The sequence below is a fragment of the Mesorhizobium sp. P2_D5 genome, assembly GCF_056404355.1.
In genome coordinates, this window is sequence record NZ_JBFUEE010000004.1 from 445,408 (window position 1) to 457,007 (window position 11,600).

10 protein-coding genes are annotated in these 11,600 nt (G+C 63.0%); 5 read left to right on the forward strand and 5 right to left on the reverse strand.

All coding sequences use genetic code 11. The features are described from left to right. Positions 1–156 precede the first annotated feature (156 nt). Both AC1DYW_RS19840 and AC1DYW_RS19845 read left to right on the forward strand, forming a co-directional pair. Complete coding sequence (locus tag AC1DYW_RS19840) at positions 157–456, forward strand: DUF3572 domain-containing protein (protein ID WP_477227344.1); 300 nt, start codon at positions 157–159, stop codon at positions 454–456. Next, entirely contained in the window at positions 453–1,106 is a 654-nt protein-coding gene (locus tag AC1DYW_RS19845) for a hypothetical protein (protein WP_477227345.1), read from the forward strand. Before AC1DYW_RS19840 ends, AC1DYW_RS19845 begins: the two co-directional genes overlap by 4 nt. Positions 1,107–1,170: 64 nt before the next feature. On the opposite strand, the gene AC1DYW_RS19850 is transcribed toward AC1DYW_RS19845, so the two are convergent. Both AC1DYW_RS19850 and AC1DYW_RS19855 read right to left on the reverse strand, forming a co-directional pair. Further along, on the reverse strand, positions 1,171–2,697 hold the full coding sequence (locus AC1DYW_RS19850; RefSeq protein ID WP_477227346.1) for a hypothetical protein: 1,527 nt from the start codon (positions 2,695–2,697) through the stop codon (positions 1,171–1,173). Positions 2,698–2,898: 201 nt separating this feature from the next. Then, positions 2,899–3,474 (reverse strand): GNAT family N-acetyltransferase, encoded by a 576-nt coding sequence (locus AC1DYW_RS19855; protein WP_477227347.1) that lies wholly within the window; start codon positions 3,472–3,474, stop codon positions 2,899–2,901. Positions 3,475–3,539: 65 nt separating this feature from the next. Here AC1DYW_RS19855 and AC1DYW_RS19860 point away from each other — a divergent pair, with 65 nt between their 5' ends. Then, positions 3,540–4,868: a DNA polymerase IV gene (locus AC1DYW_RS19860; RefSeq protein ID WP_477227348.1), complete on the forward strand. Its 1,329-nt coding sequence runs from the start codon at positions 3,540–3,542 to the stop codon at positions 4,866–4,868. 154 nt (positions 4,869–5,022) lie between these two features. Here AC1DYW_RS19860 and AC1DYW_RS19865 read toward each other — a convergent pair whose 3' ends face one another. Next, a complete protein-coding gene (locus tag AC1DYW_RS19865; RefSeq protein ID WP_477227349.1) occupies positions 5,023–5,529 on the reverse strand; it encodes a hypothetical protein in 507 nt (168 codons plus the stop codon). Positions 5,530–5,729: 200 nt separating this feature from the next. Between AC1DYW_RS19865 and AC1DYW_RS19870 the strand changes: the two genes are divergently transcribed. After that, the gene (locus tag AC1DYW_RS19870; protein ID WP_095088135.1) at positions 5,730–6,611 is read left to right on the forward strand and encodes a DMT family transporter; all 882 of its coding nucleotides are present in this window, start codon (positions 5,730–5,732) and stop codon (positions 6,609–6,611) included. 140 nt (positions 6,612–6,751) lie between these two features. Then, positions 6,752–7,210, forward strand: a complete 459-nt coding sequence (locus AC1DYW_RS19875; RefSeq protein ID WP_457153417.1) for a hypothetical protein — start codon at positions 6,752–6,754, stop codon at positions 7,208–7,210. Positions 7,211–7,253: 43 nt separating this feature from the next. On the opposite strand, the gene AC1DYW_RS19880 is transcribed toward AC1DYW_RS19875, so the two are convergent. Together AC1DYW_RS19880 and dnaE are read right to left on the reverse strand one after the other, a co-directional pair. Next, positions 7,254–8,042, reverse strand: a complete 789-nt coding sequence (locus AC1DYW_RS19880) for a potassium channel family protein (protein WP_477227350.1) — start codon at positions 8,040–8,042, stop codon at positions 7,254–7,256. A 52-nt stretch (positions 8,043–8,094) separates the two neighbouring features. Then, entirely contained in the window at positions 8,095–11,589 is a 3,495-nt protein-coding gene (gene dnaE, locus AC1DYW_RS19885; protein ID WP_477227546.1) for a DNA polymerase III subunit alpha, read from the reverse strand. Between the last annotated feature and the right edge of the window lie 11 nt (positions 11,590–11,600).

The following is an 11,600-nucleotide window of genomic DNA, read 5'->3' on the forward strand; positions in this document are numbered from 1 at the left end:
ACCCTGCGTCACTCTACGGCAATATCATTGACGAAACGGAAATCCGTGGCGCAAAAAGCTGTCTGGATTCCACCTCGGGCGCCGCTCTAATGGCTTGCCGCAAGCATCTCTTGCCATTACTGCGGGAGAGACTCATTCCACACACCGAAGGTAGTGATGGCAAACGCAGCGTCAATGCGCGAGGAAGCGGAATCGATTGCAGTGAAGGCTCTGGGCTTCGTCGCCTCCGATCCGGAGCTGTTGCCGCGCTTTCTGGCAATCACCGGCATCGAGGCGCATTCGATCCGCAAGGCTGCCGGCGAACCAGGATTCCTGGCTGGCGTCCTGCAGTTCATTCTCGCCCACGAGCCGACGCTGATGCGCTTTGCCCAGGAAACCGGCACGCCGCCGGCAGCTGTCGGCAAGGCCTTGCGGGCGCTGCCGCTGGGCGACGACAACCATGAGCATTCCATATGAGCGATGATCCCGAAACAGCGCGCCAGATCGAGGAACTGGCGGCGGACAGCCGCCCGCTGCTGGTGCTCGATGTCGACGACGTGGTGCTCGAATTCATCCGCCCTTTCCCGCATTTCCTCAAGGCGCGTGGTTTCGGCCTGACGCTGGCCTCGTTCCGGCTGACCGGCAACATCGCCGAGACGGCGAGCGGCCGCCTGATCGAACAGCCAGAAGTCACAGCACTTCTGGGCGATTTCTTTGACGCCCAAGCCGACTGGCAGAGGATCACCGACGGTGCCGCGGATGCCCTGACGGGATTGGGCGATCGCGCCGAGATCATTCTGCTGACGGCCATGCCGCACAAGCACCGCGCCGCGCGTCGCGCCCATCTCGATGCACTCGGGCTGAGCTACCCGCTCCTGACCACTGAAATGGCCAAGGGACCGGCAGTGGCCAGGCTTCGCGGCAAGACCGGCCGGCCGGTGGTTTTCGTCGACGATCAGCCGCACAATCTGGCATCGGTGCGGGCATCCGTCGCCGATGCCGGCCTGTTCCATCTGATGGCCGACAATTCGCTGCGCGCATTCCTGCCGCCGGTGCCGGACGACATCATCGTCGTCCAGGACTGGCACGAAGCCGCGCCGAAGATTGCGAACGCGCTGGGGTTCTAACGCAATTCCAGGAAAAGTGTGAAACGGCTTTCCGTCCGGAAGTGCGTCTTTAAAGGCGTGGCCCTCAGGGGTTCAGTTTCGCCCCTGCCCCGCCGCTGTCGTCCCCACTGTCGTCGCCGCTGTCATCGACACTGTCGTCCACGGCCGGATCGGCCGGCTTGACCATGACGCCGTTGACCATGACTGAACCGTCGGCCTTGGCGTTGACGACCCATTCGATGCGTCCATCTGGCAGCGTTTTGCCAAAACCCTTCACCATGAGAGCGGCGGGTACGTACTGCGCCACCTCCGGCTCCGACTTTGCCGCCGTCTGCAGGCCCTCGACGAGCTTGTCGAAGCCGGTGACGTCGACTGTCAAGCTTGCCTCCGGCTTCTCGTCGGGGAAGGTCATTTCGCCTTCCAGGGCGATCTCGGTATCCTTGTTCTTCACGGTGCTGTGGCCGATAACGACCTTCGGCGTCTTGGCCATGAAGTCGGCTTTGAGCTGATCGCCCAAATCAGCCGGCAGCGGCGGATTCTGATTGAGATCAAAGGCTTCGATCGCCTTCTTCGCCATGCTGTCGAGATCGATATTGGCGCCGCCGAAGTTCAGGTCGACATCGGTGGGCAACAGCGCAACGCTCCAGCTCGGCAGAAGCTGTTGCGGCACGGTCAGCCCCGACGCCTTGATGGCATAGGTAATCTTGCCGTTCTGGGCGACGCCGTCGGACCCGAACGCAGTGCTGAGCTGCGTCGCGCCGAAATTGCCGACCGGGCTTTCCACCGTGAAATCCTTGAAGCCATAGGTTCCCTCGACATGCTCCCAAACCGGCAAGGCGGCGAGCAGAAGCGATTTGAGTTGCGCCTGGTTTGCCTTCAGCGTCGTCTCGTCTTCATTGGCCACGGCAAACGCCAGGAGATCGAGCAGCGGCTTTGTCCGCACTCCCTTGCCGCTGGCCTCGACCGACAGCTCCGGCGATTTGACGTTGACGGGGAATTTCAGTCCGCTTTCAGGATCGTCGAAATTGATCGTTTCGACGAAATCAGACACCTTTTGCGATGTTGTGAAATCGACACCCCCGGTCGCGGACTTGGTCGCGGTGATCGTTGCTGTGCCGGCGCCGGTGCTCGCTTCCATATGCTGTTTGGCATCCTTCGATGCCATCGTCATACCGGCCATCGAGCTGCTGCCGCTGGTGAAGGCCGCAAGATTGGGGTCGTAGACGCCGGAACCCTTGCCGTCCTTGATCGAAAACTGCGTGCTTTGCAGACCCTCGGGCCCGTTGAACTCGAAAGAGGCGCTCTGCGAAAAATCCATCGAGACATCCCAGGATCCGTCGCTGCGCGGTTTGACCATCAAGGCATAGGGCGCAACGTCGACTTTCAGCAGCTTTTGATCGGGCAGTGATCCGGCAAGCGCCTTGAAATCAAACAAGATCTTGTAGGCATCGCCTTCCAGCGACACCTTCAGAATGCCTTTGTCGAGCGCCTGTTTGCCGACATAGCGGGCCAGGTCTTCGGACAATTGCTTCGCACCCAGACTGTCGACGGTCTGGCCGAAAGCAGGCGCGCTCAACGCAAGAAGAAAAACGAATGGCAGGGCACGGTTCACACGAATTCTCCGTTTGACCTAATAGTGCCCAAAAGCGCACAGCGGTTTGGGACAACGACATGCATAAAACAAAAGCCCAAAGCGCGTCGACTGAATCCGTTTCCGTGCAACGCGTCTTGGAAGGAACGCCTCGTTCGTCTGGTATGAAATTACCGCCACAACCGCAAGGTGAGATACAACGCCGCCAAGGTGCAAAACTGATTATAGCACAAGCCGCATCAGCGGCCGGCCGGCCTTGCGCTCTACGAGCCGCTCGAAACCGGCCTTCTCGAACACCCGCGACGAGCCGACGAACAGGCCGATCGAACGCGAATCCCGGGACAGGTCTATCGGGCAGGCCTCGACCAACCGGGCTCCGTTGCTGCGGGCGAAATCGATACCGCCTTCGACCAAGCGATGCGTGATGCCTCTGCCGCGCGCCTTGGTGCGGATGAAGAAGCACGAGATCGCCCATACGGCCGGATCCATGGCGTCGGCGGCATCGACTGGTGCCGACCCCCTGCCCTGATTGTTCCATTCGGGCACGTCGGCGCGTGGCCCGATCTGCATCCAGCCGACCGCCTTGCCGTCTTCGAATGCCAGCAGGCCTGGCGGCGGACCGGCTTCGATGCGCGCCTTGATGTGGTCCTTGTTGCGTTCCCGGCTGCTCTCACGCCGTATCGCCGGCGCCAGCCGGAAATGCGTGCACCAGCAGCCATAACAGGCGCCCTGCTTGCCGAAGAGGTCCTCGAAATCCGCCCAGAGTTCGGGCACCAGCGGCGCTATGGTCGTGCTCATGCGTTCTCCCCAGGCCAGCCTTGTCGCAGGCCTTGCACTGTCGTACCATTGCTTCTGTTCTCTTTATGTTCGCAGCGATGGCGGCCCCTGTCAACAATCCCGATCACGGTTTTTGCCGCGACTGCCTGACGTTTCAGCGCAGCCTGACGCGCCGCTGCGAACGCTGCGGCAGCCCCCGGCTGGCGCGCCATCCGGAGCTTTACCGGCTGCATCTGGCCCATATCGATTGCGACGCCTTCTACGCGGCGATCGAAAAGCGCGACAATCCAGCACTCAAGGACAAACCGCTGATCATCGGCGGCGGCAAGCGCGGCGTCGTCTCCACCGCCTGCTACATCGCCCGCATCCAGGGCGTGCGCTCGGCAATGCCGATGTTCAAGGCGCTCGAAGCCTGTCCCGAGGCGGTCGTCATCAGCCCCAACATGGAAAAATACGTGCACGTCGGCCGCGAGGTGCGCGCCATGATGCAGGCGCTGACACCGCTGGTCGAGCCGCTCTCGATCGACGAGGCATTTCTCGACCTCGCCGGCACCGAACGTCTCCACGGCCTGCCTCCGGCAGTAGTGCTGGCGCGCTTCGCGCTTGCGGTCGAGAAGGAGATCGGCATCACCGTTTCAGCCGGCCTGTCCTACTGCAAGTTCCTCGCCAAGATAGCGTCCGATTTCCGCAAGCCGCGCGGATTCTCGGTCATCGGCGAGGCCGAGGCGGTCGGCTTCCTGGCAGCCCAGCCGGTGACGATGATCTGGGGTGTCGGCAAGGCGTTCAACGCCACGCTGGAACGCGATGGCATCCGCACCATCGGCCAGCTGCAGCAGATGGATCGTGGCGACCTGATGCGCCGCTACGGCACGATGGGCGACCGGCTCTACCGCCTTTCGCGCGGAGAGGACGTCCGCCGCGTCGATCCCGACCAGGATGCCAAGAGCGTATCGGCCGAAACCACCTTCGACACCGACATTGCTTCGCTCGAAGAGCTTGTCGCGGTGCTGAGGGGGCTTTCGGAAAAGGTCTCGGCACGGCTGAAGAAATCCGGCATCGCTGGGCGCACCGTGGTGCTGAAGCTCAAGACACAGGATTTCAAGCTGCGCACGCGCAACCGCCAGCTCGGCGACCCGACCCGGCTCGCCGATCGCATCTTCCAGACCGGGGTGGAACTCCTGCGCAAAGAAACCGACGGCACGAAATATCGGCTGCTCGGTATCGGCGTCAGCGACCTCTCGGACGATGACAAGGCCGACCCGCCCGACCTGGTAGACGTCCAGTCGCGCAAACGCGCCATGGCTGAAAGCGCCATCGATGCCCTGCGCGACAAGTTCGGCCGCAGAGCGGTGGAGACCGGCTATACATTCGGCAAGGGCCGCGACGCCCATCCGCCGGAGCCGCTCGAGGACTGACCTTGCTTGTTGGGTTTGTTGAGATTCACATCAGGCCGCGCCGAGAATGGTGGCTGCCGGGAACCGGAGCGGTGCGTACTTAAAGCACCTGAGCGCCGCAAGCGCAGGATATCACCGTTGGAAGGCCGGCCTCACCTGAACATCGGCACGCTCGTCACGTGCGCTGCAGATCGATCCTGCTCGTCACCACGCTCCTGCCGGTTTTCGGGTCGGTGTCGGTGACGGTCAACCGCATGCCGTTCTCGCCTCGCTTCTCGACCTTCATCTGGGCCTTTCGATCACCGTTGACCGCCTTGGCCCAGCGGATGCCGAGATTGATCGCGTTGCCCGAGCGGCTGCCGTTGAGCTTTGCCGGCCCTGTGCGAGAGCCGACATAGGTGCCGCTGTACTTCGCACCGCTGGATGTCAGGTCCGCGCTGATGGCGCGCGTCACCATAACCAGCCCGCGGCAATTGCCGTCCAGCGACAGCGAGGTCGACGTGGCGTTGGACTTGAACGTGCAGGACACGTTCACCGTCGGTGCCTCGGTGGTGACCTTGACGATGCCCTTGCCGGCGAAATTGCCCTGGAACGACTGAAGAAATTTCCCTTCGTCGGCATGTGCCGCGCCAGCCGCAGCCAACAGACAGCCAGCAAGCGCGAATTGCGCGAATGATCTCATCGAAGCTCTCCCTATCGATTTCGAAAAGGCAGGACGGCTCGCAAGGCAAGGCACGGCAATATCGAGACTCAACGCCCCTTGCCGTTATCAGGTTCCGCCCGCAGCATGACTGATTTGCAACATCCAGCCATTGCGACTGGCCCAGAAGAATGCAGCTTCTAGCGATTGCGGCAAAAGCCCCGGCCTGCGAGATAGCGGGCATGGTCCCTACCCCCTCCATCCCCAAGGCCGCATTCTGGATGGCGCTGTCGATCGCCTCGTTCCTGGCGATGTCGGTCGCCGGCCGCGCCACGACAGCCGAGCTCAACGTCTTCCAGGTGTTGGAACTGCGCTCGGTGATCGGCTTTTTCATCCTTCTGCCACTGGTGATGATGAGCGGCGGCTTTGCAGCCATGCGCACGCAGCGCCCCGTCGCCCATATCGCCCGCAACGTCATCCATTATACCGGCCAGGCGGCCTGGCTCTACGCGCTGACGCTGATCCCGCTGGCGGTGTTGATCTCGATCGAATTCACCACACCGATCTGGACGGCAATCCTGGCGGTGACTTTTCTTGGCGAAAGGCTCTCCCGACCCAGACTTGCAGCGATTGTGCTGGGGCTGATCGGCGTGGTGATCATCGTCCGCCCCGGCGTCGGCGCCGTCGATCCCGGTCATCTTGTCGTGCTCGGTGCCGCCGTCTGTTTCGGCATATCGCTGGTGCTGGTCAAGTCGCTGACGCGCACGGATAGCGTCGTGCGCATCATCTTCTGGATGCTGATCATTCAGTCGGCACTCGGCCTCGTGCCGGCGCTCTATGAATGGCGCAACCCGCCGCTGGAGCTGTGGCCCTGGATCCTGCTGATCGCCTTCACTGGCATGTCATCGCATTTCTGCATGGCCCGTGCGCTTGCCTATGCCGACGCCACCGTCATTTCGCCGATGGATTTCCTGCGCGTGCCGCTATCGGCGCTGATCGGCTGGCTGCTCTATCAGGAGCAGATCGACGCCTTCACCGCCGGTGGCGCACTGCTGATTCTGATGGGCAATCTGCTCAATCTGCAGCGAAAAGCGCCACAACCGGTGAAGATCGCCGCGTCCTAGACCCTGATCCAGTCCGGGGGAGATTGAGTCTACGAGAATTTCGTGCCCTGATCCGACGTTGCCGCCTTGTAGCTGGGGCGGCGGGATGAGACGCTCCTGGAAACAGAGAGCAAGCGTGAGATGGTGCAACGATGCCTCTTGTGATCGTCGCTGTTTTACTGATGTCGACACTGGTAGCCACCGGCAAGGCGGAAGCCGAAGCGGGAACGCACCTTCTCGAGTCGGGTGGCCCTATGGCTTCCTCCTATGGCCCGACGATCGTGGCCGACTATTCCGCGTCCATGGCGCATTATCGAACAAGCCTGCGCGCGCATTCCGGGACCGGTGGCCTTGTCGGCGATTTCGTTTCCTCGCTGCGCATTCCCTGGACTTGGCGTTCCGACGACGGAAGCACGGTTCGGCGTCTGGGCAACAGCCTGTTCTTGCTCACCGAGGGCGATTGCCTGAGCCGAATGTGCCGCGAGATACCTTGCAAACAGACGGAGTGGCCCGTGTTCGACTGCCGCGATGGTCACAAGCGCAAGATGGCGGCTCCCGGCCTGACCGGCATCAGCTTCGGCGGCGTCAACTACAGCCAGATAGGTGGCCCGCAGTTCTGAGCGGATAGCATCCTTACTCCAGCGGGATGGGTCCTCCAGCCCGTCAATTGCCGTCGTCGGGTATGTTGAGGAGATGACCGCAGGCCTTGCAGTGGACGGCGTCGGGCTCGTGCCGCTGCAGCCCGCACTGCGGACAGGGAAAGAAGACCTTGCTGGGACGGAACAGCGCCTGCGCCAACCTCACGAACAGCGAAATGCCGATGATCATGGTGGCGATCGCGGTCAACTTGCCGGCCATGCCCGGCAGGACGATGTCGCCGAAGCCTGTGGTCGTCACTGTGGCGACAGTGAAATAAAGGGCATCGATATAGTTTTCGAGCCCCGTCCCGGTGCGGAAGAAGAACGTGTAGACGAAGCCGGTGATGACGAACAGGAAGGTCAGTAGGTTGATGACCGCCTGGCTCGCCTCGCGCCAGGGCCGCAGTCCGCGCATCTCGAAATGCCGCCACAACGACCCGTTGCGCGACAGTGACCACAACCGCAGAATGCGCAGGAAGCCGAGATTGGCGAGCGCCGTCGGCATCAGCAGCGTCAAGAGGATGAAGCCATCGACCCACGATGTCGGCTGCTTCATCAGCCGAAACATGTCGTTGGACGCCAGTAGGCGGGCGGCCATGTCGGCAGCAACCAGCGCGGCCACCGCATAGTCGAGCCAGAGGAATGACGGCTTGTCCTGAAGAACCGGGGTCGCGATGAAGAAGGCAATGATGGCGAGGTCGATGACGACAGCCACCACCTGGAAGCGGAAAGCCGCCGGGGTGCGTCCGTGATAGAGCCTGCGCAGCCTGTCGCGCAGCTGCGCGATTGTTGAGCTGTCTTCCCCCGCTTTCATGACGATCGCGGCGGCGTTCGCGACACCTGCCGCCGGCCCTCAAGAGCGGAGGTCACACCAGTTCCACTTCGACCACGCCGGGCACGGCGCGCATCGCCGAGGCGATCTGCGGCGAGATCCGGTAGCGATTGGGCAGCTCGATCTCGATCTCCCCCTCGCCATCTTCCTTGATCAGCACGAAGCTGACCTGGCCTTCGCCCCTCACTGAAAGCTGGCCGGCCAGCGTGCCGATCGGCGCCGCATTGCGTACGAAAATGCGCAACGCCTTCTGGATGCGGCTTGCCTCGTCCTCCAGCGATTGCACCGAGTTGATGCGCAAATTGACGCCTTCCGGCCTGTCTTCGGCCGCAACGGTGATGACGACGGAGCGGCCGGGCTCGAGCAGGTCGCGATACTGCGCCAGTCCTTCGGAAAACAGCACGGCCTCATACTGGCCGGACGTATCGGAAAAGGCGACGACGCCCATCTTGTTGCCGGTGCGCGTCTTGCGCTCCTGCTTGGAGGTGACCGTGCCGGCCAGCCGTCCGGCGGCCGCCCCGCGCTTGACGGCCGCCGAAAACTCGGCCCAGTTTTGCACCCGCATCTTCTGCAAGGCCGCCTTGTACTCGTCGAGCGGATGGGCGGAGAGATAGAAGCCGACCACCTGGAATTCGCGGTGCAACCGATCGGCCGCAAGCCATGGATCGGTCGCCGGCAGATTGAGCGCCTGCGACTGTGCGCCGAGCGAGGCGCCGAAGATATCGTGCTGGCCGGAGACCGCGTTCTGCTGCGCCAGCGATGCCAGCCCCATCATGCGTTCGACGCCCGCCATCATCGCAGCACGGTCGTGGCCGAAGCAATCGAGCGCGCCGGCCATGATCAGGCTTTCGAAGACGCGCTTGCCGACAATCTTGGGATCGACCCTTTCGCAGAAATCGGCGAGGTTCTTGAATGGCTTTTCGCCGCGCTGGGCAACGATATGCTCGACCGCCGCGTCGCCGACACCTTTCAGCGCGGCCAGCGAATAGTAGATACGGTTCTCGCCGACCTCGAAAGCGCGGAAGCTTGATATCACCGACGGAGCCAATACCTCGATGCCAAGGCGCAGCGCGTCCTGGCGGAAATCGGCGAGCTTGTCGGTGTTGCCCATGTCGAGCGTCATCGATGCCGCGAGGAACTCGACCGGATAGTGCGCCTTGAGATAGGCAGTCTGGTACGAAACCACCGCGTAGGCGGCGGCGTGCGACTTGTTGAAACCATAGTCGGCGAACTTGGCCAGCAGGTCGAAAATGAAGTCGGCTTGCGGCTTGCCGACGCCGCGTTCGACCGCGCCCGAGACGAAGCGCTCGCGCTGCTTGTCCATCTCGGCGCGGATCTTCTTGCCCATGGCGCGGCGCAGCAGATCGGCTTCGCCGAGCGAATAGCCGGCAAGCTCCTGCGCGATCTGCATCACCTGTTCCTGGTAGACGATGACGCCCTGCGTCTCCTTCACCAGGTGGTCGATCTTGGGATGGATCGACGCCATCTCCTCCTCGCCATGCTTTCTGGCGTTGTAGGTCGGGATGTTCTCCATCGGTCCCGGCCGATACAGCGCGACCAGGGCGATGATGTCCTCGATGCAGTCCGGCCGCATGCCGATCAGCGCCTTGCGCATGCCGGCACTTTCCACCTGGAACACGCCGACCACCTCGCCGCGCGACAGCATGGCATAGGTCTCGGGATCGTCGAGCGGGATCGTGGCCAGGTCGATCTCGATGCCGCGCCGGCGGATCAGCTTGACTGCCGTTTCGAGCACCGTCAGCGTCTTGAGGCCGAGGAAGTCGAACTTCACCAGCCCGGCCTGCTCGACATATTTCATGTTGAACTGGGTGACCGGCATGTCCGAGCGCGGATCGCGGTACATCGGCACCAGTTCCGACAGCGGCCGGTCGCCGATGACGATGCCGGCGGCGTGCGTCGAGGCGTGGCGGTAGAGGCCCTCCAGCTTTTGCGCCATGTCGAGCAGCGTCTGGACGATCGGCTCCCGCTCGGCCTCTTCGGCAAAGCGCGGCTCGTTGGCGATGGCGTCGGCTAGCTTGACCGGATTGGCCGGGTTCTGAGGCACCATCTTGGAAAGCTTGTCGACCTGGCCGTAGGGCATCTGCAGCACGCGGCCGACGTCGCGCAGCACGGCGCGCGCCTGCAGCGTACCGAAGGTGATGATCTGGCCGACCTGGTCGCGACCGTATTTCTGCTGGACATAGCGGATCACCTCCTCGCGGCGATCCTGGCAGAAGTCGATGTCGAAGTCGGGCATCGATACGCGGTCGGGGTTGAGGAAGCGCTCGAACAGCAGGGAGAAGCGCAGGGGATCGATGTCGGTGATGGTCGTCGAATAGGCGACCAGCGACCCGGCTCCCGATCCGCGGCCCGGCCCGACCGGGATGCCTTGCGCCTTGGCCCACTTGATGAAGTCGGCGACGATCAGGAAGTAGCCGGGGAACTTCATCTTGGTGATGATGCCAAGCTCGAAATTCAACCGCTCGCGATATTGTTCGACCGTGTAGCCTGGTGTCGGCCCGTGCGCGGCCAGCCGCGCGTCGAGCCCCTCATGCGCCTGGCGGGCCAGTTCGTCGGCTTCCGCCTGCACGGCTGCGTCATTGTCGGCGACATCGCCGCCCGTGAAGCGCGGCAGGATCGGGTTGCGGTTCTTGGGATAGTAGGAACAGCGTAGCGCGATCTCGACCGTGTTGTCGATCGCCTCCGGCAGGTCGGCGAACAGCCTGGCCATGTCTGCCTGGCTGCGCAGGAAATTGTCCGGCGACAGCCGCCGGCGATTGTCTGCGGCGACGACCGAGCCCTCGGCGATGGCGATCAGCGCGTCATGCGCGTCATAGTCGTCGCGCGCGGAGAAGAAGGCCTCGTTGGTGGCGACCAGCGGCAATTCATGGGCATAGGCGAGATCGATCGAAGATTTCTCGATCACGCGATCATAACCGGAAACCCGGTCCAGCTCGACATAGAGCCGGTCGCCGAACATCGCCTTGAGGGTCAGGAGCCGTGCCTCGGCAAGGTCGCGGCGATCTTCCTTGAGCGCAAAGCCGACCGGGCCGCGCGGCCCGCCGCTGAGGCAGATCAGCCCGTCGCAATAGCCCTCCATCATGTCGGTGGTCAGGTGCACCGCCTCGCCTGGCGGCGTCTCGAGATAGACGCGGCTGACCAACCTCACCAGATTGGCGTAGCCGACCTCAGTCGCCGCGATCAGGACGACCGGCCGCATATCCGGACCTTGCCGCCTGCGGTCGCGCTGGCCATCGCTGTTCTCGCCGGAAAAGGCGACCGCGATCTGGCAGCCGATGATCGGCTGGATCCCGTCCTTCACCGCCTTCTGCGCGAATTCGAGCGCGCCGAACAGATTGTTGGTGTCGGTGACGGCAATCGCCGGGGCCTCGTCCTTGACCGCATGGGCCACCACCTTGCCGATCTGCAAGGCGCCTTCCAGCAGCGAATAGGCCGAATGCACGCGCAGATGGACGAACGGCCGCGCAGGCGCCTCCGGCCGCGCAGCCGCTATCGCGGCTTCGCGCATCAGGGGATCAC

What these genes read in the sequence shown, in the direction of transcription:
- AC1DYW_RS19840 (WP_477227344.1), top strand. Translation starts at nt 157, where the DNA reads ATGGCAAACGCAGCGTCAATGCGCGAGGAAGCGGAATCGATTGCAGTG.
- AC1DYW_RS19845 (WP_477227345.1), top strand. Translation starts at nt 453, where the DNA reads ATGAGCGATGATCCCGAAACAGCGCGCCAGATCGAGGAACTGGCGGCG.
- AC1DYW_RS19855 (WP_477227347.1), bottom strand. Translation starts at nt 3,474, where the DNA reads ATGAGCACGACCATAGCGCCGCTGGTGCCCGAACTCTGGGCGGATTTC.
- AC1DYW_RS19860 (WP_477227348.1), top strand. Translation starts at nt 3,540, where the DNA reads ATGTTCGCAGCGATGGCGGCCCCTGTCAACAATCCCGATCACGGTTTT.
- AC1DYW_RS19865 (WP_477227349.1), bottom strand. Translation starts at nt 5,529, where the DNA reads ATGAGATCATTCGCGCAATTCGCGCTTGCTGGCTGTCTGTTGGCTGCG.
- AC1DYW_RS19870 (WP_095088135.1), top strand. Translation starts at nt 5,730, where the DNA reads ATGGTCCCTACCCCCTCCATCCCCAAGGCCGCATTCTGGATGGCGCTG.
- AC1DYW_RS19880 (WP_477227350.1), bottom strand. Translation starts at nt 8,042, where the DNA reads ATGAAAGCGGGGGAAGACAGCTCAACAATCGCGCAGCTGCGCGACAGG.
- dnaE (WP_477227546.1), bottom strand. Translation starts at nt 11,589, where the DNA reads ATGCGCGAAGCCGCGATAGCGGCTGCGCGGCCGGAGGCGCCTGCGCGG.